Origin of the sequence: Methylomonas sp. 11b (assembly GCF_000515215.1) — a bacterium.
In the GTDB taxonomy this organism is placed as follows: domain Bacteria; phylum Pseudomonadota; class Gammaproteobacteria; order Methylococcales; family Methylomonadaceae; genus Methylomonas.
Genome location: NZ_KI911557.1, coordinates 4,438,870 through 4,461,289, shown reverse-complemented (window position 1 = coordinate 4,461,289; position 22,420 = coordinate 4,438,870). Strand labels below are relative to the sequence as shown.

At 48.9% G+C, this 22,420-nt stretch carries 20 protein-coding genes and 2 pseudogenes; 12 read left to right on the top strand and 10 right to left on the bottom strand.

Annotated features, from left to right (window positions below; translation table 11 throughout):
- Positions 1-5 precede the first annotated feature (5 nt).
- Genes METH11B_RS0121510 through rsxA form a run of 4 tightly spaced genes read right to left on the bottom strand, consistent with a single transcriptional unit; the run spans position 6 to position 3,705 of the window.
- Entirely contained in the window at positions 6-1,067 is a 1,062-nt protein-coding gene (locus METH11B_RS0121510) for an RnfABCDGE type electron transport complex subunit D (RefSeq protein WP_026603804.1), read from the bottom strand.
- Complete coding sequence (gene rsxC, locus METH11B_RS0121505) at positions 1,064-2,566, bottom strand: electron transport complex subunit RsxC (RefSeq protein ID WP_026603803.1); 1,503 nt, start codon at positions 2,564-2,566, stop codon at positions 1,064-1,066. The genes METH11B_RS0121510 and rsxC overlap by 4 nt, the downstream gene beginning before the upstream one ends.
- 13 nt (positions 2,567-2,579) lie before the next feature.
- Positions 2,580-3,113, bottom strand: a complete 534-nt coding sequence (rsxB, locus tag METH11B_RS0121500) for an electron transport complex subunit RsxB (protein WP_020485088.1) — start codon at positions 3,111-3,113, stop codon at positions 2,580-2,582.
- 10 nt (positions 3,114-3,123) lie between these two features.
- Positions 3,124-3,705 (bottom strand): electron transport complex subunit RsxA, encoded by a 582-nt coding sequence (rsxA, locus tag METH11B_RS0121495; protein WP_026147191.1) that lies wholly within the window; start codon positions 3,703-3,705, stop codon positions 3,124-3,126.
- 274 nt (positions 3,706-3,979) lie between these two features.
- Here rsxA and nifL point away from each other — a divergent pair, with 274 nt between their 5' ends.
- Positions 3,980-5,617 carry a nitrogen fixation negative regulator NifL gene (gene nifL, locus METH11B_RS0121490; protein ID WP_026603802.1) on the top strand — a complete coding sequence of 546 codons (1,638 nt, stop codon included), beginning with the start codon at positions 3,980-3,982 and terminating at the stop codon, positions 5,615-5,617.
- Positions 5,610-7,136, top strand: a complete 1,527-nt coding sequence (nifA, locus tag METH11B_RS0121485) for a nif-specific transcriptional activator NifA (protein ID WP_026603801.1) — start codon at positions 5,610-5,612, stop codon at positions 7,134-7,136. The genes nifL and nifA overlap by 8 nt, the downstream gene beginning before the upstream one ends.
- A gap of 74 nt (positions 7,137-7,210) precedes the next feature.
- Here nifA and fchA read toward each other — a convergent pair whose 3' ends face one another.
- Together fchA and cysS are read right to left on the bottom strand one after the other, a co-directional pair.
- Complete coding sequence (gene fchA / locus METH11B_RS0121480) at positions 7,211-7,840, bottom strand: methenyltetrahydrofolate cyclohydrolase (protein WP_026603800.1); 630 nt, start codon at positions 7,838-7,840, stop codon at positions 7,211-7,213.
- Positions 7,841-7,850: 10 nt separating this feature from the next.
- Positions 7,851-9,224 carry a cysteine--tRNA ligase gene (gene cysS, locus METH11B_RS0121475; protein WP_026603799.1) on the bottom strand — a complete coding sequence of 458 codons (1,374 nt, stop codon included), beginning with the start codon at positions 9,222-9,224 and terminating at the stop codon, positions 7,851-7,853.
- Positions 9,225-9,338: 114 nt separating this feature from the next.
- Here cysS and METH11B_RS0121470 point away from each other — a divergent pair, with 114 nt between their 5' ends.
- The 9 genes from METH11B_RS0121470 to METH11B_RS29275 all read left to right on the top strand — a co-directional run bounded on the left by METH11B_RS0121470 (position 9,339) and on the right by METH11B_RS29275 (position 18,821).
- Positions 9,339-9,920: a peptidylprolyl isomerase gene (locus METH11B_RS0121470; protein ID WP_026603798.1), complete on the top strand. Its 582-nt coding sequence runs from the start codon at positions 9,339-9,341 to the stop codon at positions 9,918-9,920.
- Between the two features lie 49 nt (positions 9,921-9,969).
- Complete coding sequence (locus METH11B_RS0121465; protein WP_026603797.1) at positions 9,970-10,695, top strand: UDP-2,3-diacylglucosamine diphosphatase; 726 nt, start codon at positions 9,970-9,972, stop codon at positions 10,693-10,695.
- Between the two features lie 337 nt (positions 10,696-11,032).
- Positions 11,033-11,809, top strand: coding sequence for a S1 family peptidase (locus METH11B_RS0121460; RefSeq protein WP_026603796.1), 777 nt, complete (start codon positions 11,033-11,035; stop codon positions 11,807-11,809).
- Positions 11,810-11,840: 31 nt separating this feature from the next.
- Positions 11,841-13,229 (top strand): TIGR03013 family XrtA/PEP-CTERM system glycosyltransferase, encoded by a 1,389-nt coding sequence (locus tag METH11B_RS0121455; RefSeq protein WP_026603795.1) that lies wholly within the window; start codon positions 11,841-11,843, stop codon positions 13,227-13,229.
- Positions 13,230-13,392: 163 nt separating this feature from the next.
- Positions 13,393-14,460 carry a hypothetical protein gene (locus METH11B_RS0121450; RefSeq protein WP_026603794.1) on the top strand — a complete coding sequence of 356 codons (1,068 nt, stop codon included), beginning with the start codon at positions 13,393-13,395 and terminating at the stop codon, positions 14,458-14,460.
- A 16-nt stretch (positions 14,461-14,476) separates the two neighbouring features.
- Positions 14,477-16,249 (top strand): AMP-dependent synthetase/ligase, encoded by a 1,773-nt coding sequence (locus METH11B_RS0121445; protein ID WP_081733859.1) that lies wholly within the window; start codon positions 14,477-14,479, stop codon positions 16,247-16,249.
- Between the two features lie 106 nt (positions 16,250-16,355).
- Positions 16,356-17,501, top strand: coding sequence for an SDR family oxidoreductase (locus METH11B_RS0121440; protein ID WP_026603792.1), 1,146 nt, complete (start codon positions 16,356-16,358; stop codon positions 17,499-17,501).
- Between the two features lie 120 nt (positions 17,502-17,621).
- Positions 17,622-18,458, top strand: coding sequence for a PEP-CTERM sorting domain-containing protein (locus METH11B_RS0121435; RefSeq protein ID WP_081733858.1), 837 nt, complete (start codon positions 17,622-17,624; stop codon positions 18,456-18,458).
- Between the two features lie 216 nt (positions 18,459-18,674).
- On the top strand, positions 18,675-18,821 hold the full coding sequence (locus METH11B_RS29275) for a hypothetical protein (RefSeq protein WP_155931175.1): 147 nt from the start codon (positions 18,675-18,677) through the stop codon (positions 18,819-18,821).
- 11 nt (positions 18,822-18,832) lie between these two features.
- Here the strand turns inward: METH11B_RS29275 and METH11B_RS29855 are convergent.
- Positions 18,833-19,356 (bottom strand): annotated as a pseudogene (locus METH11B_RS29855) (IS3 family transposase); the annotation flags it as partial.
- A 70-nt stretch (positions 19,357-19,426) separates the two neighbouring features.
- Here METH11B_RS29855 and METH11B_RS27200 point away from each other — a divergent pair.
- A pseudogene (locus METH11B_RS27200) lies at positions 19,427-20,531 on the top strand (IS3 family transposase).
- 34 nt (positions 20,532-20,565) lie between these two features.
- Here METH11B_RS27200 and METH11B_RS30205 read toward each other — a convergent pair.
- The 3 genes from METH11B_RS30205 to METH11B_RS0121400 form a co-directional block, all read right to left on the bottom strand.
- Entirely contained in the window at positions 20,566-20,712 is a 147-nt protein-coding gene (locus METH11B_RS30205) for a hypothetical protein (RefSeq protein WP_409521208.1), read from the bottom strand.
- 259 nt (positions 20,713-20,971) lie between these two features.
- Positions 20,972-21,235, bottom strand: a complete 264-nt coding sequence (locus tag METH11B_RS0121405) for a transposase (RefSeq protein ID WP_026603786.1) — start codon at positions 21,233-21,235, stop codon at positions 20,972-20,974.
- Between the two features lie 238 nt (positions 21,236-21,473).
- On the bottom strand, positions 21,474-22,352 hold the full coding sequence (locus tag METH11B_RS0121400) for a hypothetical protein (RefSeq protein ID WP_026603785.1): 879 nt from the start codon (positions 22,350-22,352) through the stop codon (positions 21,474-21,476).
- Positions 22,353-22,420 lie beyond the last annotated feature (68 nt).

The window sequence follows — 22,420 nt, the reverse complement described above, 5'->3', positions numbered from 1 at the left end:
CGGTCTCAGGAATTGGAAATATCGAGCGGCTTGCCGTTACGGTAGCGGCCATAAATTCTCGGACGAATGTAATGATCGATCAACGGCGTGACCGCGTTCATCAACAGGATTGCAAAACCGGTGCCTTCCGGATAGCCGCCCCAAGAGCGGATCACGAAAATCAATAAACCGCAGCCGGCGCCGAAAATCACTTGGCCTAAAGGTGTGTTAGGCGAAGTGACGTAGTCTGTCGCGATAAAAAACGCCACCAGCATTACCGCACCGGAATTCAGATGTACCCACGGCCCCATATAGTGCTGACTATCCCAGGTATGAAAAACCGTCGACAGCAGGAAAATACTGAATAGCAGCGAGACGGGAATGTGCCATTTGATGACGCCCTGGCGCATCAACCAGATACCGCCGGCCAACAACAATAACGAAGAGGTTTCCCCCAGACTACCGCGCTCCCAACCAAGAAACGCTAAAAACCCAGAGTACTCGATCAAACTGCCGGGCAACAGCCGGTTTTGCGAAAACTCGGTCTTGACCCAACCCAACGTCGTGGCGCCGGTCACCGCATCGGGATTCTCCAAACCGCCAAAGGTTATTGCCAAGCTATCGATCACGCCGGGCCCGATGAACAGCGGGGATACGTTGGCCCAGGTAGTCATCTCGATGGGAAAGGAAATCAGCAAAGCCACCCTGGCCAGCATGGCCGGATTGAACAGGTTTTGCCCTAAACCGCCATAAACATGCTTGCCCAATACAATCGCCAACGCCGAACCTACGACGCCTATCCACCAAGGCGCCCAAGGCGGCAAGGTCATTGCCACCAGCAAACCGGTGACTATCGCCGAGCCGTCGCGCAGATAAGGCATCGCCGCCACGCCTTTCATCTTCAAACACAAACCTTCAAAAGCCATCGCCGACAATACAGTTACCGCCAGCAAATACAGCGCTGGCCAGCCGAACAACAACACACCGCAGGCCGTGGCCGGCGCCAGGGCAATAATGACCAAGCGCATGATTTGATCGACGCGGCGGGTAGCCGCAACGTGAGGCCCGCTAATCGGTTTATTACTCATACGGTTTCCTCTGCTGGCGCTGCTTGCGCCTGTTGTGCGGCAGCCAGACGGGCGGCCCTGGCTTCCTGAGCGCGCAGGGCTTCCGCTTCGGCTTCCAATCTAGCTCGTTCCATCCGATTATTTCTATCCTCGACTAAACGCTTGGTTTGTTCAGCTTTGTGCTCGGCTTGTTGCCGCTTCACCAACTCGCCGGAAGCGAATTTAAAGTAATGCACCAAGGGTATATTCGACGGACAGACATAAGAGCAACTGCCGCAACTGATGCAGTCCTTTAGGCCCAAATCAACTGCGGAGTCTAATTGATTGGCTTTGATGCGGCTGGCCATTTCCAAGGGCAACAAGCCTACCGGACAAGCAGTCACGCAACTGGAGCAACGAATGCAAGGCTGTACCGGCGGTTCGTCAATATCGGCAGCGGACAAGGCTAAAATGCCATTGCAGGCTTTGACGACCGGCACTTCGGCCAGCGGCAGCGCGTCGCCCATCATCGGTCCGCCCATCACCAAGCGCGCCATTTTCGATTTTTCCAAACCGCAAAATGCCAGCACTTCCGACATCAAGGTACCAATGGGCACTTCCACGTTTCTGGGTTTGGCGACGGCGGCGCCGGATACGGTGACTACTCGGCTAATCAAAGGCTGGCCCAGACATATCGCTTGATAGACAGCGAAGGCGGTGGCGACATTGTGCACCACCACGCCGATGTCGGTGGCTCGGCCATCGGCGGGAATCTCCTGGCCGGTCAGATAACGCAGCATTTGCCGGTCCCACCCCATCGGGTAGCGAGTCGGCACTTGTGCCACGACGATATTGGCAAAATCCCGGCTGGCCAGCTGCATGGCCGCAAAAGCCTCGGGCTTATTATCTTCGATACCTACCAAAGCCTTGGGAGCATCCATACCGCGCAACATTAACCTGATACCGACAACGATTTGTTCGGCGCGCTCCTGCATCAAGCGGTCATCGCAAGTCAGATAAGGCTCGCATTCGCCGGCGTTGATCAAAAGGGTGTGAATCTTGTTTTTGCGGCCCAAACTTAGTTTGACCGCCGACGGGAATACCGCACCTCCCAAACCCACCACGCCGGCGGCGCCGACTCGTTGACAAATTTCTTCCGGTTCGAGTTGAAACGGGTCTTCCGGCACCACTAATTCGGCCCATTGTTCTTTACCGTCGCTTTCAATCACTACGGTACGAATCGGCAAGGCGGACGGATGCGGTGCCGGAAAATCCTTCACATCGGCGATAACGCCCGATGTTGGTGCATGCACAGGCGCCGAAATGGTGCCTTGACTATAGGCCAGCAATTGTCCCTTCAAAACTTTTTCGCCGACTTTAACTACGGGCTCGGCAGGCTTGCCGACATGCTGTTGCACCGGAATGTACAACTTCTTGGGCAATGGAAAATCGGTAACAATGCTGAGCGGAGAGGTTTCGGCTTTGTGCTCTTCGGCATGGATGCCGCCGCGCAAGCGGGGATTCTCGAACAGGGCGAACATAGGTGTCTCCGTCTCAGGCGGCTAGCGGTTTCGGCCAGCGCCAGTTGCGCAAGGTCACTTCAACAGGGTGCATTTGCAGACATTCGGTAGGGCATACTTCCACGCATTTTTTGCAACCGATGCAGGCATCCGCTACTACGGCGTGGATCTGTTTTGGTGCGCCGACGATCGCGTCGGTAGGACAAACCTTGAAGCAGCGGGTGCAGCCAGTGCAGGTTTCTTCGCTAACCCTAGCCACCATTGCTTCTTGATCTTGCGTTTGGCTTAAATCGACATCGACGCCTAGTAATTTGGCGAGCTGTTCGACGAGAGATGTGCCGCCTGGCGGACACAATGTCACCGGTGCAGCGCCCGATACCAGAGCTTCCGCAGCTGGTCGGCAGCCGGGAAAGCCGCACTGCCCGCATTGCGAACCGGGCATTAAGGCCTCGATGGTTTCTATTAAAGGGTCCGATTCCACCTTCAGATATTTGGCGGCAATCCCCAAAGCCACGCCCAGCAACAATCCTAGCGATGTCAAAATAACAATGGCAGATAAAACGTACATGATGTGCCTCTTATTTGCTGTAAAGCCCCGCGAATCCCATAAACGCCAGCGACAGTATGCCGGCGGTGATAAATGCGATGGGGGTGCCGGAAAAAAGCGCCGGTACTGCCATGAGCGCTAGGCGTTCACGTAGACCGGCGAAGAGCACCATCACCAGGGTAAAACCCATTGCCGAACCAAAGCCGAACAGCAGGCTTTGCACGAAATTGTATTTCTCTTGGATGTTAAGCAGTGCCACACCCAAAACCGCGCAATTAGTCGTAATCAGCGGTAAAAAAATCCCTAAAACCTGGTACATGACCGGACTGGTTTTGTGTATCACCATCTCGGTAAACTGCACCACTGCCGCGATCACCAGAATAAAACCCAACACTCGCAAAAAACCGATATCGAACGGTATCAATAAGCGATGTTCCAACACCCAACTGGCCGCAGAAGCCAGGGTCAAGACAAATGTGGTCGCCAAACCCATGCCCAATGCGGTATCCAGCTTGTTGGAAACCCCCATGAACGGGCATAAACCTAAAAACTTGACCAACACGACATTGTTGACCAAGGCCGTACCCAATATCAGTAGTAAGTATTCGCTCATCGTTTTAGACCCGGTGTTTTGTAACAAGACAGCATCATTTATGCCAATGCTGCGAAACCCCCACAACTCCCCGATTTAGTGCAAAGCCAGGAGATTTAGCGCCAACATCTCTGTCCTAAAAAATACAGAGCTGAAACAAGTCCGCTAAAATTTGTCGTAAACCATACAAATAGCCGGGATTTTCCAACAGCAGCTAAGCCGAAACGCATTTGGCTCTCAAATTGCATGTAGTTTTCCAACTTAAGCCTAGAAAAACACGCGAGAACCATTTGCCATGACCAAATCCACCCCTGACTACCTGCAAGGCCAGATTGAGATTGATACGGCCGATATGCTATCGCCAGCCCAAAATGCCCTCGGGCAATCTCTCAAAGGCGGTAAAGCCTCTAAAACCCTGCCGTTTTCCTTATTCGTTAAGGCTGTGGAGCAGGCGCCGGTCGCCATTTCGATTACCGATAAAAAAGCCAACATCCTTTATATCAACCAAGCCTTCACCGATGTAACTGGCTACAACGCCGCTGAAATACTGGGTAAGAACGAATCCGAGCTGTCAGACAAGTCTACGCCCCGACAAATTTACTACGATCTGTGGCATACCATCTCCCGCAAACAGGTGTGGCACGGCCAACTGATAAACCGTCAAAAGATGGGTCAGCGTTATCTGGCCGACCTGACTATTGCGCCGATGTTCGATGACCGGGGCGCCATTAGCCACTACATAGGTATGCACCGCGACGTCACCCAGGCGCATTACGCGGAACAGCAGGTCAGCAACCAGAAACAGCTGATCGAATCGGTGTTGAACGCCTCTCCCGTAGCAATGGTGGTCATGGATAGCGACAAACGCGTTGTCCTCGACAATCAGATGTACAAAATGCTGATCAGCGAACTGGACAAGAAGGAACCCGCTTTATTTTTCCTGGAGGCTCTGGAACAGGACATGGGCGACCTGTGGGGCGAAAACATCGACAGGCAACAAGGTTTCGCCAATCGCGAAGTACGGATTGAAAGTGCCGGGCTCAAAGGTACGCGCTGGTTTTCCTGCTCCGGCAACTGGTTTATTGAAAACGATGTCTGTGCAGACAGCTTCTTCGCCAGGCAATCCAAGGACTATTTGTTGCTGACGATTAACGACATCAGCCCCTTGCGCCGGCAGCAGGAAAAGCTGCAGATACAGACTTTACGCACCATGTTGGCGGAAGAAGAACACATTCGCAGCATCCGCGAAACTCTGCTGGGCGCAATGCACCAGATTCGGCAGCCGTTGAACCAGATCCACGCGGCGATTCAAATCATGACCCAACGCAATGACGCCAACAACAGTCCGATCCGCGACCTGTTGGGCCAAGTGCAAAAAATGGGGGAAGAAACGCTTGCCACCTTGCAGCGCTGTGTGCCGGAAATACCGGAGTCCGCGGTGGTACCTGTTAACTTAAATCAGCTGCTACACGAAGTGATGCTGCTGTACAGCACCAAATTTCTGGCAAACGGCATCGTAGTGGATTGGCTGCCCAACCCGGTATTACCGAATATTCTTGGCGCCGAGAACAAGTTACGCATGTTATTCAAGCAATTGATCGACAACGCGGTGAATGCGATGAACCGGGCCAGCAGCCAGGAACGCATCATCAAAATCAGCACGACTATCGAGCATGATTGGGTGTGCGTGTCCGTAGCCGATTCCGGCCCCGGCATACCCGCCAACCAACGGAGCAAGGTGTTCGAACCGTTTTTTACGACAAATCAAAGCACGGCCGGCGTCCAGGCCGGCATGGGACTGGTCATGAGTAAGGAAATCGTCAATCAGCATAACGGCATGATAGAAATCGACCCGCAATATAAAAACGGCTGTAGTTTTAAAATCCGCTTTCCCTGTCAAAAAAACCTGGCCATGGTGAACATCCATGAGTGATCGTTTATTACTGGTTGAATCCGAGCTGGATACCCTGTTTCTGGTCAGTCAATTGCTGAATAGCACGCATGACTTACGCACCAAACTAAAGGGTATTCTGGAGATTTTGCACAAGCGTAACGGCCTGCATTTCGGCATGATTACCTTGCGTGACGTCGATGACGACAGTATGAGTATTTGCGAAATTTATGGTGACGGCATTGACCGTTCCGTGCGATACCAGCCGGGCGAGGGTCTGGTCGGCGCGATCCTCGACGAAGGCAGCACCATCGTTGTGGAGCGCATCGCCGACGAACCGCGCTTTTTAAGCCGCTTGGGCGTGTATAACCCTGATTTACCGTTTATCGGTTCCCCATTAGCCATCGAGCAAGGCGAAGTGGTCGGCATTTTGGCCGCGCAGCCTTGTACCTCGACATTTTTGGGCGAACGCGCCCGCTTCATGGAAATGGTCGCCAATCTGATCGCCCAAAGCGTGAACATGCTGCGGGTGATGGAGCGCAAGCAAAACGAACTGGCCAGCGAACGCGACTATTTAAAACAAACGCTGGTCAAAAATTACCGTTTCGAAAACATCATCGGTCATTCCGAGCCAATGCTGAAAGTGTTCGACATCATCCGTCAGGTGGCAAAATGGCATACCACAGTGTTGATTCGCGGCGAATCCGGCACGGGTAAGGAAGTGGTCGCCAGTTCCATCCACTTTAATTCGGCCTGTGCCAATGGCCCGTTTCTTAAGTTGAACTGCGCAGCGTTGCCCGACACCTTGCTGGAGTCCGAGTTATTCGGCCATGAAAAAGGCGCTTTCAGCGGCGCAATCGGCCAGCGCAAGGGCCGCTTTGAACTAGCGGACAACGGCACGCTGTTTCTCGACGAAATTGGCGAGATTTCCGCGTCTTTTCAGGCCAAGTTATTGCGCGTGTTGCAAGAAGGCGAATTCGAGCGGGTCGGCGGCGTCAGAACTTTGAAAGTAAACGTCCGCATCATTGCCGCTACCAACCGCAATCTGGAGCAGGAAGTAGCGGAAGGCAATTTTCGGGAAGATTTGTATTACCGCTTGAACGTGATGCCCATCAATATGCCGCCGCTCCGTGAGCGCATCGAGGACATTCCGGAACTAGCCAGTTTTCTCTTGAACCGAATTTCCCGCCAGCAAGGCGGTCGGCCCCTGGAAATCAAGGAAAGCGCGATTCGGATTTTGATGAAACATGATTGGCCCGGTAATGTCCGCGAATTGGAAAACCGCCTGGAGCGCGCAGCGATTATGAGCCAGGAAGGGATTATCGACCGCGACGTCATCGCCAGCACCGGCCTGGAAAACGAAATCGGCATTAGCCGCATCCCACAATCGATCAAACACATCGATCTGCACGACGAGAACATGGACGAACGGGAGCGAGTGATCGCTGCGCTGGAGCAAAGCGGCTGGGTGCAAGCCAAGGCTGCCAGGCTACTGGATATGACGCCTAGGCAGATTGCTTATCGGATCCAAACTTTGAATATCAACGTCAAGCAGATTTAGAAAACCTGGCACTTACGTTTGTCAGAGACGCGATAGGGGCGATTTCAATCGCCCCGGCCCGCACGATGCATGATTTAAAGCTTTTCTCGGACTATTCGGTAAATTTGCTCGGCAGCCTGTTCGCCGGCTTGCAACAAAGTATCCAACTCGGCGAGCTGCGCTTCGGCAAACGTCCTGTCCTTCAAACTCGCGGCATTGATTTGTACATTCAGCGCCGCGCTTTTTAATCCGGCATAGCCCGCCATCACAGCAACACCGGCATCGCTGATTACACCCAGGTTGCCGTGTTCGGCAGCCACCCGACTGAGCTCTATAGCTTTGGCACAGGCTTTGGCGCATTCCAGCGGCACAAGAGTGGCTTCTCTCAGCACCGCTTGAATTTGCCCTGCGCGCAGCGCTTTCTCGTCGTCAGTGCTTTTAGGTAAGCCATAACAGGCCATCAATTTGTCGAACACATCGACATCGGCTTTGATCATACCGATCAAGGTTTGCCGCAAGGCTTCTGATTCGGCCAGCAAGGCCTGCATCTGCGCTTCCACCGCCGCGTATTTGGGTTTGCCGATGGTCAGGTTACAGACCATGCTGGTCAAAGCGGCCGCTTGCGCGCCCATCACCGCCGCCGCACTACCACCACCGGGGGTAGCTTGCTTGCTGGCCAATTCGTCCAGAAATGTTTCTACCGCTTTATCTTTGATTTCGCTCATCGCCAGTCCCTTAATTTTCTCGGCGCCAAATGGTGTTACCGCCCGCCACATCCTCCAAAACAATGCCCTGCGCCTTCAATTGATCGCGAATTTGGTCAGCTTGCGCCCAGTCTTTGCCGGCTTTGGCGGCTTTTCTGACGCCGATCATTTGCTCGATTTCCGCTTCATTCAGGCCGTCGGTTATTGTGCCGCCTTTCAGGAAACTGTCGGGATCTTCTTGCAGCAAGCCCAAAATGGCCGCCAACTGCTTCAAAGTCGCGGCCAGCACGGTTTTGTCATCAGCTTTGTTCAATTCGCGCGCTAGATCGAACAGCACCGCCAAGGCCACCGGTGTGTTGAAATCGTCATCCATCGCCTGTTCGAACCGCAAGCGGTAGTCGGCATCAATGGTCGCATCGACAATCCCGACGCCTCTCAAGGCAGTGTAAAGACGCGTCAACGCCACGCCGGCATCGTCGAGCTGTTCGTCGGAATAGTTAAGCGGGCTGCGATAATGGCTGGAGAGTATGAAGAAGCGAATGACTTCCGGCCGATATTGTTTCAACACCTCGCGCACTGTGAAAAAATTACCCAAGGATTTGGACATCTTTTCTTCATTGACCCGCACGAAACCGTTGTGCATCCAGTAATTGACGAAGGGTTCGCCAGTGGCGCCTTCGGATTGGGCGATCTCGTTTTCGTGATGCGGGAATTGCAAGTCCATGCCACCGCCGTGAATATCGAAATGATTACCCAGACAACAAGTGGACATGGCCGAGCATTCGATATGCCAACCCGGCCTGCCCTGCCCCCACGGCGAATCCCAGTAAGGTTCACCGGGCTTGGCCATTTTCCACAGCACAAAATCCAGCGGATCGCGTTTAGCGGTATCGACGTTGACCCGTTCGCCGGCCTGTAAGTCCTCAATATTTTTGCCGGACAATTTGCCGTAGCCGTCAAAGCGGTTTACCGCGTAAAACACATCGCCATTGCTACCGACATAGGCAAAATCACGCTCTATTAATGTCGAAATCATCTTCACGATGTCGGCGATGGATTGCGTGGCTTTGGGTTCAATATCCGGCGGCAAAACCGACAAGGCCCGCTCGTCTTCGTGCATGGCATCGATGAAGCGTTCGGTCAATGCGGTAAACGCTTCGCCATTCTCGTTGGCACGCTGAATAATTTTGTCGTCGATGTCCGTAATATTTCTGACATAGGTAAGCTGATAACCGGCATGCCGCAAATAACGGGCGACCGTATCGAACACCACCATGACCCGCGCATGGCCGATATGGCAGTAGTCATAAACTGTCATGCCGCAGACATACATGCCGACTTTACCTGGCTGTTTGGGAATAAATTCTTGCTTACTTCGGGTTAGCGTGTTGTAAATTTTCAGCATGAGGATGGTAGGTGGATGCAGCGAAACATCTGGCAATCTATCAAGATTTCGGCTTCTCTTTCAAGATAAAAACACATAGAATTCGCGGCTTGCAGCGAGATTAAGGAGCTTTTAATGCGCACCACCCTGGTTTACCTGATGCTGTTTTTATTCTCAACCCTTTCATTTGCAACAGAAAATAAAATGTCAAACACACATAGCAAAGTCAAATTAACCACTTCACTGGGCGACGTCGTCATTCAATTGGAAGACGAAAAAGCGCCGGTTTCCGCCGCCAACTTTTTGGCCTATGTAAAACAGGGCTTCTATTCTGGCACCATTTTCCACCGGGTAATCCCAGGTTTTATGGCGCAAGGCGGCGGTTTTGACAGTTCTTTTAAGCAAAAAGAAACCAATGCACCGATCAAGAACGAAGCCGACAACGGCCTGAAAAACAAACGCGGCACCTTGGCAATGGCTCGCACTAACGATCCGCATTCGGCTACCGCGCAATTTTTTATCAATTACAAAGATAACTCGTTTCTGGACCACACCAGCCCAAGCCCGAGCGGCTGGGGTTACGCAGTATTCGGTGAAGTTGTCGAAGGCATGGATGTAGTCGATGCGATAGCCAAACAGGCCACCGGCAACCGCGGTCCGCATCAGGATGTACCGAAAACCGACATCGTCATCGATAAAGCTGAAGTTATTGAATGACAATTAGCGGTTTCGGCCTGCAAGTGGGCAGAAACCGCTGTTACTAAACGTGAAACAAGACGTACTCTTCATATCCGACCTGCATCTGGCTTTGGAAAAACCGGAGATCACCCGGCGTTTCTTGCACTTTTTGCAGCAGCGCGCCGTCGCAGCAAAATCGCTTTATATCCTTGGCGATTTATTCGATGCTTGGATCGGCGACGACGACAATACTCGGCCTATCCCGACCATCAAAAAAGCGCTCAGACAACTTGCCGACTCCGGCACCGAAGTTTTTCTGCTGCAAGGCAACCGCGATTTCCTGCTGGGCCAAAAGTTTTGCCAGGAAACCGGCATCCGTTTGCTGGACGAATATGCGCCGATTGAGCTGAACGGCCAGCGGATTTTGCTGACCCACGGCGATTTACTGTGTAGCGACGACCTGGCCTATCAGACCTTTCGCATTAAATCGCACAGCCCGGAATGGCAACAAAATGTGCTCTCAAAACCCTTATGGCTGCGGCTAATAGCGGCACGTTGGTATAGGTTCCGCAGTTTTTATCACAAACGCGGCAAAACGCTGGACATTATGGATGTCAATCAAGAGTCGGTGGCGGGATCTCTGCGTAAATATGCCTGTTATACATTGATTCATGGTCACACACACCGGCCGAGACTACACGAATTTATGCTTGACGGTTTGCCGGCCAAACGTTACGTGCTGGCGGATTGGAAACCGGATGGAGCGGAGATTTTGTGCTGGAAGAACAACGACTTTCAAACAGAATCGGTCTGATCTAAGCACAAAAAAACCGGTAGCGATATAACAGATTCCAGCGACCTGCGTTTTCTAATCTAAAACCCGCTGATACGTCACTGCCAGACACTACCGGGAATTGACTTACTATCTCCAAAAAGTAAGACTCAATAGAAACCAACTAGTTCACTCGGTATATGATTTTACTTGGTCAATGCCCGCTCGCGTTGTTCCAGGTGGAAATTAAGCGCTATGTAAGCAGGTACCTGCTGTCAAAGTGTAAACAACTGTTAATTCACGACGACGACCGCATTCATGCTAAGTTAGACTAAACTTTCCAAGCTGTGCCAATTAAGGCCCCATAACTCCTCTAGCCATGAAAAACCAAACACTGTATCTCTTGGCGCTATATATCGGACTATCCGCCATCGCACCCAGCCATGCCGATGAAATTAACCTCCCCGACATTCTTACCCGAGTCAAACCCGGAATAGTAGCTATAGGCACTTATATGCCAACACGAAACCCGCGTGCGGTTTTCCTGGGCACCGGCTTCGCCGTTGCCGACGGCAGAAAAGTGGTTACCAACGCTCACGTAACGGCAAAAAAACTAGACGAAGAGCACCTCGAGCGTTATGCGGTTTTTTATCGCCACGAGCAAAAAGAGCAAATGCAAATTGCCGAACTGACCGTGACCGACGAAGATCACGATCTGGCACTGTTAAAGGTAGACGGCGGAGTATTACACGCGCTGGAAATCGGTGACTCCCTGAGAGTGCGGGAGGGCGAGCAATATGCATTCACCGGTTATCCTATAGGTATGGTGCTAGGCTTATATCCCGTCACCCACCGAAGCATTATTGCGGCTATCTCGCCGAATGCCATACCGGCAATCGCCACGCGACAGTTAAACGTCAATATGCTGAAGCGGCTACAGACGCCTTACAATGTGTTCCAATTAGACGCCACGGCCTACCCCGGCAACAGCGGCAGCCCCTTATACGACATCAATTCCGGAAAAGTTATTGGTATCATTAACAAAGTCTTTGTACAGGGGAGCAAAGAAAATGCCATATCCAATCCCAGCGGCATCACCTATGCTATTCCCGCTGAACATATCAAGACGCTTCTAAACCAGAATGCCGTCAAATAGTTATTATTCAGGAGTTACACGGTAGCCGTATATGATAAGAATTTTTCGACATTACATTTCCACTGCCTATCTGTGGTTGCTCATGGCGGAATCGTTAGTGTTTTATTTAGCCATGTATTGCGGCGCGGGCCTAAGATTTTTATACACAGCGTCCTGGTACTCCCAACCCGAGCTTGCCGCCTCAGCAACGGTTTATTCCATCGTATTCATCGCTAGCTGCTCCGGCCTAGGCTTATATCGGAAAACACTGGATAAAGAAGAATACAATATCCTACAGCGTATCAGTTTCAGCTTCGCCGTTGCGGTATTCATACTGGCTTTCATCTATTACATCATTCCGGATTTGATGCTGGCGCGTAGCGTCTTGATTTCCGCAATTATTTTTTCTTTTGTGGGCTTGCTGTTAACACGTTATTTATTTTATCGCTTCGTCAATCTGGATAATTTAAAACGCAGGGTGTTAGTGGTGGGTTGCGGCCAAAGAGCGGGCGAACTCAGCGTCGTTAATTCCAGCTATATTTATAGAGGATTTGAAATAGTCGGTTACATCACGCTGGAGGACGAACCAATAAGCGTGCCCCATGCGATTGCGCTCAATGAAAAAATCAGGCTAACCGATATTGTCGAAGCCGCTAACGTTGATGAAATAGTTATCGCTGTGGATGATCGTAGAAAAAAGCTGCCCGTTGAAGAACTGTTGGATATAAAAATGTCCGGCGTGCAAATCATGGACTTGCAAACCTTCTACGAAAGAGAGCAACGATTGGTTTTTCTAGAGGCGCTGAGCCCTAGCTGGCTGATGTTTTCCGATGGTTTTGTGAGCGGCGGACTTCGTCCTATCGTCAAGCGCAGCTTCGATATTCTAGCCAGCCTGTTGCTACTCTCCGTAAGCTGGTGGCTAATGATACTCACTATGCTGGCAATCTATATCGAAAGCGGCTTTGGAGCACCGGTTTTCTATCGACAAAAACGTGTCGGCTACCGAGACATACCGTTCGATGTCATTAAGTTTCGCAGTATGCGTATCGACGCTGAAAAGAATGGCGCGCAATGGGCGAGCCAAACCGATGATCGCGTGACTCGCGTCGGCAAAGTGATCCGTAAATATCGGATAGACGAGTTACCGCAACTGCTAAACGTATTAAAAGGCGATATGAGTTTTGTCGGCCCGCGCCCGGAGAGACCGGAATTCGTTAAAGGCTTTGAAGAAAATATCCCTTACTACAAAGAACGGCACCGGGTGAAGCCTGGCATTACCGGCTGGGCGCAATTGTGTTATCCCTATGGCGCCAGCGAATACGACACACGACAAAAACTGCAATTTGATTTGTATTACGTCAAAAACTACAGCCTGTTTCTGGACTTGACGATAATGCTGAGCACGGTGGAAGTCATTTTGTGGGGTAAGGGAGCAAGATAATTTCTTGGCTCTGTAGTAAGAGAAACTAGCAATCAGCTTCACAATCTAAAACTACAATTTTTAACTGGCTTTACTAGTTTAATTACTCGCAAAAACTAAATTCATTCGAGGCCTGCAAAAACCTCTTAACCTTAAAAATTTACCAATTTCCGGCGAGGTGAACATGGCCAGCTGTAAGCAATGCTTGATTTCCGATGCAGTACCCGAAATAACCCTGGACGCGAATCGCGTTTGTAATCTTTGCCGGGATTTTAATCCTCAAGACCAAAGACAAGAGGAAGAGAGCCGCAAGGAGCGAGAGCTCGACCTGGAAAATGCGCTACGAGACTGTAAAGGTCAAGCGGAATATGACTGCCTAGTGCCAGTCAGCGGCGGTAAGGATAGTCTTTATTTGCTTTACAAATTAAAGGTCGAACACGGTCTAAAAATCCTGGCATTCACCACCGATATTAATATTCCTCCAATCGCCTGGGATAATATCCGGCGCACACTCGGTAAACTCGACATTGACCATCTGGTATATCGCCCATCCGATAACTTCTACCAAAAGGCTTTTCGCTATCTCTTAAAACACCAAGAACCGAGAGGCGCCGTCTACACAGTATCGTATGTCTATGCCCCGCTATTCGAAGGCGATGCAATCAAACTCGCCATGCAAAAAAACATACCGCTAATTCTTGCCGGATACTCGCCCGGGCAACCCGAACCGGAAAGAATGCTCTACGAATTCTCCAGAAAGCTGATTTGCGAAGTTGACTGGACGCCGCCGGCATTGAAAACCTGCGGCGAATTCGATGAATATGAATTGTCCCGCTTCTTCAATCCCAACAACTTCCCCAAAGGTACTCTGTTTCCACGCTATTTAGCCCCTTATCATGCTTGGGAATATAATCAGGAAGAAGTGATGCAAAAAGTGGTCGAATTGGGCTTGGTCAAGTCAAGCAAGCACGCCAGTCCGATCTTTAGCAACTACCCGATTAACTGGTTGCTAATGTACTCCGACTTAAAACACTTTGGCTACAATCCTTATCTGCCGGAATTCGCCTCGTTAATTCGTGAAGGCAAAGCCAATCTGAAAGAGTGGAAAATTTTAATCCCGTTGGTCGACTTCATGATCAAAAACAAAGTCTTCTTGGGCAAGGATGTCAGAACTAGTCTAAATTGGTTGGGAATGTCGGAACGCGAACTAGCTATTACCGAGCCTAAAGGTGCTTACGACCCGCCTGTATGACTTAAAAGGAGACCGTATGAGTCGATATAAGACACTTCCCGATTTATTAAAACTCAGAGCGAACGAACATCCGGACGATACAGCGCATTGGATTCTCAATACAGATGGTACTTGGCGCCCGATAAGTAACTTAGAGTTTTATCGGAAGGCGATGGATTTATCCTGGAAACTCAAAGACCTTGGCGTTAAAAAAAATCAAGTGGCAGCGATTATGGCTACCACCTCGCACGATTGGGAACTAGTCCATCATGCCTTTTTAGCAGTGGGTGGGATTGTGGTCGGTATCGATCCGAACGAGAATCCCGAACAGTTAAACGCCATCGTAAAAATTGCAAACACTAAAACACTTGCAATAGACCACGTAAAATATCTGGATAAGTTTCAGGATCTTAGTCAATTCGAAACCATTATTGTGCTTAATTCCGCTCCATTGGAGGGGCAACCAGATAATCTCAAATTTATAGATCTCTCCCTGACCGCAACCGGCAAACTCAACGACACTCCGCAACCCGATATACTTCAGCCTTCGGATATCGCCACCATCCTTTTCACTTCAGGCACTACGGGAACCCCAAAAGGCATAGCCTATCGACATGATCAAATCATTGCCGCTATCGACGCAATATTGCAAACTTACCCTGAGTTAAACCATCAGCCGTGTCATTTAGCTTGTTGGCTGCCGCTTTCCAACCTTTTTCAACGTATTGTAAATTTATGTGCTTTAGCAGGCGGAGCCGAAGTCTACTTTGTGGAACAGCCGCAAAAAATCATCGAATACCTGCCAACAATAAATCCGCACATATTTATTGCCGTTCCGCGTTTTTATGAAAAACTTTATCAGGGATTTGAAACTAAGCTAAATCAACAACCGCAGCTTATTTCTCAATGCCTACGATATTCCCTTAAAAAGGGTGAAAGCCAAACTGCTATCGGCTTGCTCTTCCGAACCGCCAATCGCCAAATTTTTAAATCATTTACCGCCCTTTTTGGCAAAAACATAAGGTATATGGTGAGCGGATCGGCAGCCATGCCACTATGGTTGTTACATCGCTACCAAGCCTTGGGTCTGTTGATTCTAGAGGCTTATGGCCTGAGCGAAAATGTGGTGCCTATTGCCGCAAATAGACCTTCGGAATACCGTTTTGGCACGGTAGGCAAGGCCTTACCCGGCAATACCATAATCTTGGCGGAAGATGAAGAACTACTGGTTAAAGGCATAGGCGTTTTTGATGGCTACCTTGACGACCAACACCCGGAAAAGAGTGCCAATGAATCGAAATTCCTTCCGACAGGTGACTACGCAAAAATCGACACACAAGGCTTTATAAGCTTGACTGGACGCAAATCCGAAGTTTTTAAAACGTCAACCGGTAGAAAAATAGCACCCGTTGCGATCGAGTCGGTACTCCAAAACAACATGACTGTAGAGCATGCTGTTGTTTTTGGCGAAAACAGAAAGTTCTTGGTTGCTTTGATAACCGTTGGCGATTCAAATATCATTAAAGACCAATCTATAACCACTTATGCGCAAAAAGTCGCTATCAATCTAACGGCGGCCATTGCCGGTCTACCTGAATATAAACGCCCGGTCGGCATCATTTTTTCGTTTAAGACCTTGTCGGTTGCTGAGCAAGAGCTAACGACAAACCTGAAGCTTCGGCGTAAAAATATCCGACACAAATACGAAAATTGGATAAACGAACTTTATAACTTGTTGGAAGACCCAAAATCGACCCTCCATTCCCAACCAATTTCAGCTAGTCCCGATATCGTGCTATTGAAACTTTAGTTTCAATTACAATACAGATCAGCTAAAAATTCACCACTACTGCGAAAGCGGTGATTCTGGATTTTTAGACGTCGGCAATATTCAATCCATCAAGGAGTGCCCTCATATGGCAAAAAGAATTTTTGTTACTGGTGCCACGGGTGCAGTCGGCAGTGCCTTGGTGCCCTTACTTTTGGAGGAAGCTGATAACTTCGTGTGGCTGCTGATCCGCGCTGAATCCTCTGAGCATTTAAAAAATCGTCTCGAAGAACTATTCCTTTTTTGGAATCTGGATAAGGAACAAGAAACAAGCGCCAGACACCGTGTCATCGCTTTACAAGGCGATGCCGATCTTGAAAAATTTGGAGTATCTGAAAGTGTTTACACCGAAGTATCTAGCCAATGTACCCACATTATTCATTGTGCGGGCGTTGTAAGAATGAATTTGCCCTTGGAAGTGGCCAGACACCATGCGCTGGGCTCCGCAAAAAGCGTTGTAGAACTTGCCCTAGCCTGTCAAGCGTCGGGAAATTTACAAAAAGTTGAATATGTCAGTACCGTTGGCGTTGCCGGCAAAATGTCGGGGGTCGTCCCGGAAACTTGGATCACCCAACCGAGGAGCTTTCACAACACCTATGAGCAATCCAAAGCCGAGGCCGAAGATTATCTTCGCCAAAAAATTGAACTTTACAATTTGCCGGTAACCGTTCACCGGCCCAGCATGGTTGTGGGCGACTCAAAAACCGGAAAGATTATCCACTTTCAAATTTTTTATTACTTGTGCGAATTCATTTCAGGATCCAAAACTCATGGCCTTCTACCTAATTTAAAAGACGCCACGCTTGATACAGTGCCGGTAGATTATGTCGCACGCGCGATCCAATGGAGCGCCGATCAGAGGACGGTTGCAACGAACAATATCCTTCATCTTTGTTCGGGTCCGCACCTATCCATGCAATTGATCAATTTGCAAAATTTGGTGCGCGACAAGATGCGTGAAGTTGATATGCCTTTGCCGGCTGTTATTGCCGTATCGTCAGTATTTTTTACAGTACTTCTGCGAGCGATGATGCCAATTGTTAGTCAAGCTACTTTGCGCCAACTAAAAACCGTTCCGATTTTTCTTGATTATTTGGCTGATAGGCAGATTTTTGGCAACGATAAAACAATCCATCTGTTTCAAGTAAATGGTGGTCCAGACTTGCCGCCGGTTAAAAACTGTTTGGCGCTTGCTATAACCCATTATTTACAAACTAAAACGGGTAAAAAATAAACTCTCGTAACGCCAACGGCCAAAATCACCCTGCATTAGGAAACAAGAGCAAGCCTGTCGGGAATTTTTACATCTGAAATTCTTAAAAAAATAACTTATTGTTTTATAGGTATTTTTTATATGGCACGCTTTCTGCTTCAAGTAAAACGTAAACCAACACTCTTACAACCCATTAAAACAGGAAATTTTATGAAACACTCAATTGCAAAGCTCACATTGGTGGGCGCACTTATCGCCCCTAGCTTATCTTTTGCTGCCAGCGTCGGCGGTGTAACGTGGAATGAAGCTAGCGGCTTCGACTTAACCTTCAACGGCACAATCTGGGAAAACGACGTGAATACCGTAGGTGATATTGTGACCGTTTACGGTACAGTGTCTAATATTAACGGCATTACAAACTTCGTTAGCGCGGGCTCAGAGTTGAGCTATTTTGGAACATATACATTGGCAAATGCTGGTGATTTTGACGGCGACACCAAAGGCGAAGCTATATTCAATTTGGCAACCTTGTCGTTTTATGTTGACCCAACCGCTGATTTCGATGCATCAAATAGCGCCACAGCAAACGACGGCAACCTCTGGCTAACACTGACCGGGCACGATTATGCCGCATTTGGTGCAGTTAACGGCTTGGGTTCAATTTTAGCTGAGTTAAATGGAGCCTCTATTAGCGCTACTGGTGACACCGGTGGCGGCTATGGCGCATGGGATGTAACAGGGGGCGTAGCTGCACCGTTCTTTGATACAAACACCATTGACGTTATTAATGGAATCTCTGTCGGCGCAACCAACGCGGACTTCACCTTCTCTGATAGCTTTCAACCAGCTGGTGTTCCTGGTCTTCTGACAGGAACTGGCGAACTAAGAGGCAAAACAGCTTCAGTTCCTGAGCCAGGCTCATTGCTTTTGCTGTCTGTCGGTTTGTTAGGCATGGGCTTGCGTAAAAACTACCGCTAATAAATCTGGCGAGATACATTTGCTATAACGCAATTAATCCCGCTTTTTGTTAAAGCTTAAAGAGCCACTTAAGTCCTTAAAAACTTAGGTGGCTTTTTATTGGCTTGCTACATGTACATGTCCTAGCCACTCTCATACATACCACGCTATATTGAAATGGTCTAAGAATCCCGGACACTTCTAAAGGCAGAATTTATAATGCTAGCGGAAGTGACCATGAGTAACGACAAAAAATACAATAGACCCAAATACAGCCTGGAATTCAAACAAAATGCCACCAGACTGGTTCTGGAAAAAGACTACAGCCAGCAACAAGCGGTCGATCATCTGGGTATATCGCAAAGTGATCTTGCCCGGATTTGAAGGACACTGAACTAAGGGATTTTTTTAGCTATAAATACTTCCGGGCTGACATAGCCCAATTTGGAATGAAGCCATTTTCGATTGTAATACACTTCGATATATTCGAACGCTTGGTACTTGGCTGCTGATCGGGTTAAAAACCGTTCACCATGAATCGCTTCGACTTTAAAGCTGTGGTTCCAACTTTCCATGGCGGCATTATCATAGCAATCGCCTGTCTTGCTCCTGCTACAAATCAATTGGTGTTTGGTGAAAAGCTTCTGATAAGCGGCAGAGCAATGCCGACTCCCCGCTCCGAATGGACAACCACACCTTTTGGAATTTGTTGACGCGATAACGCCATGATCAAGGCATCACAAACCAGCGTTGCCGTCATTCGCTCGCCGATGGCCAAACCGATTACTCGACGTGAATAAAGCTCAAGCACCACCGCTAAATACAACCAACCTTCTTCCGTCCAAATATAGGTGATATCCGACACCCATTTTTGATCAGGGCCGTATGCCGTGAAATTTTGTTCCAACAGATTCGGTGCGGTAATCCCCCCCTGAAAAAAGCAGCGTTTAAAAGTAGAATTTTCTCGTAACAGACGAAGGAAGTTTTACATGAAGACCTCACGATTTAGTGACAGCCAGATTCTGGCGATTTTGAAGCAAGCGGACGCCGGCACGCCAGTGCCTGAGATTTGCCGGGAACACGGTGTTAGCTCTGCCACGTTTTACAAATGGCGTTCCAAATATGGCGGCATAAATGCGTCCTTGATGGCACGCCTGAAAGAACTCGAAGACGAAAACCGGCGACTGAAGAAAATGTATGCCGAAGAACGGCTAAAGGCCGAAATTATCAAGGAAGCCTTGGAAAAAAAGGCCTAACGCCATCTTGCCGACGCGAGATGGCGCAAACCCTGTTGCAAGCTAAGCGGGCCAGTCTTCGGTTGGTGTGTTCGGCTTTAGGCATCAGCCAGAGCGGTTATCGCTATCAGTCTAAGCTCTCGACGGAAAACGCCGAGATTGCCGACTGGCTGAGGCGTCTGACGGACACCCATCGCACGCGGGGCTTTGGATTGTGCTACTTGTATTTGCGCAATGTGAAAGGCTTTCGTTGGAATCACAAGCGGGTCTATCGGATTTATCGAGCACTCGAACTCAACCTGCGGATCAAGCCTAAAAAGCGTTTAGTGAGGGAAACCCCGCAACCCTTGGTTGTTCCGGACCGCATCAACGCCGTTTGGTCGATAGATTTCATGCACGATCAACTGGCTGATGGGCGCGCGTTCCGCTTGCTCAATGTCATTGATGACTTTAATCGGGAAGGCTTAGGGATAGAAGCGGATTTTTCGTTACCAACGCTGCGGGTCACCCGCACCTTTGATCGCATCATCAAGCACCCATAGGGCATAAATGGCGCGGAAAACCTGACGCCATTCGCTGCGACAATGGGCCGGAATACATCAGCGAGACGCTAAAAACCTGGGCCGAGCAACAGGGAATCCAGATCAACTATATCCAACCGGGCAACCCGCAACAGAATGCCTACGTTGAGCGCTATAATCGAACGGTGCGTTACGAATGGCTGGCTAAGTATCTGTTTGACTCAATCACCCAGGTTCAGGATTTTGCCCAACGCTGATTATGGACCTACAATCATGAACGGCCCAACATGGCTATTGGCGGCATCACGCCAAAACAAAAGTTGGCACTCGCCGCTTAACCTCTACTTTTAGACTCTGCTCAAAATGGAGGGATTACCGTGCGACCAGTATCGAGTGGTTTCTGTTCGTTATCGCCTTGTATTTCTTAGCCGCTTTCGCTCTACAGTCATAGCTTCGCATGATTCTGGCTACGCGGTGTCGGCCCGCTGATTTGCCTTCGTCTTTTAGCCGTTGTGTAATTCTGGGCTAACCAAGACGGCCTTTCTCATCCTCAAAAATACGTTTAATATCATTGGCTAGCCATTTATTGGCTTCGCCTCTGCGGAAAGCGGCTTGTGTTTCCAGAGTCGTAGTAGCCACTCCGTGAGACCGCTAACAGGCGACACATGAGACCCATGAGACCCACAGGAAATTGATCTTCATTGGCTTTGATCATGGCGTACTTCACTTGGGCTGTTTGGCAAACTACCCACAGGGCATAAATACGCTGCCGCCTTTTTTAAAAAGGCGACTTCCTCTTCCAGTCGGGCGTTTTCTCGTTTAAGCCGCGCCACTTCGGCTTGCTGTAGCGTTGATCTTCGAAGGGCTGTCCCGTTTGGCGACTTTTGGCTCGCCAGTTGTACAGCATCGATTCGGCGAGCCCTAAATCTTTGGCCTTCTTTGGTATGCCATCCTTGTCGGCACGCTCCAGGGCCTGTTCTTTAAACTGCGCGGTATATTTGTTGCGTACAACGGGGATCTTTGATTTGTTTTCAGCTTTCATGATTTTCCTCGGGGTTAGAGATTACTCTCTTAGCCGAGTGTCCGATAGATGGGGACAAGATCACTCTGATCGAATTCGAGCGGGAGTTTTCGAAACACGCTGCCTAAACCGGTGTCCGGTTTTTATTGACCATTTCAGCCGCTGACAGACCGATAGGGGCAAGTTCAATAGCAAGAACCTATCCCGACTTTTTCCATCAAAAGATGTACAAGATTTCTTAATGTTTTTGGAGGCGCAGTTATCTTAAATCTTGCTTAACAAAAAACCTGAACATCCGCCAAACCGAACCAAATCCCATTAATGCCAATAAGCTGTATATAAAATTCTTTATCGTCAAGTATTCTAAAATATATTGAAGTCGCCCAGTGTCGACATCTTCTTTTCTTGCGAAATTACGTTGAGAAAAGTCAAGTATAACCTTGGAATTAGTATTGGAATCTTGATTTTTACTACCCCCAACGCCGTCAGGTTTCCCAGTTATCCCAAGACTGCTCTTGAAAACCATCATAGCATTCAGATTCTCATCCACCCCGATAAATTGTTGTAACTTTCCCAACAAACTGCTGCTACTTAAATCATACCCGACCATGCTAGCATATATTCTGTCATCAATATCTTTAAGATCGTAATACGTCCAAACTAATTTGCTATATATTCCTTCCCCAAGACCATCTCGTACTTCATCCAGGAATTTTTTAGACGAAAATACATCATCGGAGTAATTGTAGTTTTCTATACCCCCAACAAAATTGGTATCAAAAAAATCTCGAATAAAAAAGGAATCCTGCGTAGTTTTATTAATTTTTTCCTGCTGACGAAATATAGGTCGTGAAATCGAATAATCATCAACAGCGGGTTCGCCCGGAGAAACCTTGCCTCTGATGTTTTCGACGCCTATTTCATGATCATGGATTTTAGCAATATCTTTTTTAATACCAACCGAACTTAGAATATCTTTAACACCATCTGGAGCTGATTGAATCTTCTCTTTGTCATCTTTTTCTTTAACATTATCTACGACAAGATCAGCCTGAACACCCATCGCTACCACATTAGTAAAGAATATGCTCAACAATGCCATCAGCATAAGTGCGAATGGAAAACCTCTAAATATCATGCAAGACTACCCAATCGCAAAAATACATATCAATTTAAAAAACAGAATAAAAAATTAAAATTGCCACT

Bases quoted from the DNA above. Each gene is read 5' to 3' on its own strand.
- METH11B_RS0121510 (WP_026603804.1), bottom strand. From the start codon at position 1,067: ATGAGTAATAAACCGATTAGCGGGCCTCACGTTGCGGCTACCCGCCGC.
- rsxC (WP_026603803.1), bottom strand. From the start codon at position 2,566: ATGTTCGCCCTGTTCGAGAATCCCCGCTTGCGCGGCGGCATCCATGCC.
- rsxB (WP_020485088.1), bottom strand. From the start codon at position 3,113: ATGTACGTTTTATCTGCCATTGTTATTTTGACATCGCTAGGATTGTTG.
- rsxA (WP_026147191.1), bottom strand. From the start codon at position 3,705: ATGAGCGAATACTTACTACTGATATTGGGTACGGCCTTGGTCAACAAT.
- nifL (WP_026603802.1), top strand. From the start codon at position 3,980: ATGACCAAATCCACCCCTGACTACCTGCAAGGCCAGATTGAGATTGAT.
- nifA (WP_026603801.1), top strand. From the start codon at position 5,610: ATGAGTGATCGTTTATTACTGGTTGAATCCGAGCTGGATACCCTGTTT.
- fchA (WP_026603800.1), bottom strand. From the start codon at position 7,840: ATGAGCGAAATCAAAGATAAAGCGGTAGAAACATTTCTGGACGAATTG.
- cysS (WP_026603799.1), bottom strand. From the start codon at position 9,224: ATGCTGAAAATTTACAACACGCTAACCCGAAGTAAGCAAGAATTTATT.
- METH11B_RS0121470 (WP_026603798.1), top strand. From the start codon at position 9,339: ATGCGCACCACCCTGGTTTACCTGATGCTGTTTTTATTCTCAACCCTT.
- METH11B_RS0121460 (WP_026603796.1), top strand. From the start codon at position 11,033: ATGAAAAACCAAACACTGTATCTCTTGGCGCTATATATCGGACTATCC.
- METH11B_RS0121455 (WP_026603795.1), top strand. From the start codon at position 11,841: ATGATAAGAATTTTTCGACATTACATTTCCACTGCCTATCTGTGGTTG.
- METH11B_RS0121450 (WP_026603794.1), top strand. From the start codon at position 13,393: ATGGCCAGCTGTAAGCAATGCTTGATTTCCGATGCAGTACCCGAAATA.
- METH11B_RS0121445 (WP_081733859.1), top strand. From the start codon at position 14,477: ATGAGTCGATATAAGACACTTCCCGATTTATTAAAACTCAGAGCGAAC.
- METH11B_RS0121440 (WP_026603792.1), top strand. From the start codon at position 16,356: ATGGCAAAAAGAATTTTTGTTACTGGTGCCACGGGTGCAGTCGGCAGT.
- METH11B_RS0121435 (WP_081733858.1), top strand. From the start codon at position 17,622: ATGGCACGCTTTCTGCTTCAAGTAAAACGTAAACCAACACTCTTACAA.
- METH11B_RS29275 (WP_155931175.1), top strand. From the start codon at position 18,675: ATGAGTAACGACAAAAAATACAATAGACCCAAATACAGCCTGGAATTC.
- METH11B_RS0121405 (WP_026603786.1), bottom strand. From the start codon at position 21,235: ATGAAAGCTGAAAACAAATCAAAGATCCCCGTTGTACGCAACAAATAT.
- METH11B_RS0121400 (WP_026603785.1), bottom strand. From the start codon at position 22,352: ATGATATTTAGAGGTTTTCCATTCGCACTTATGCTGATGGCATTGTTG.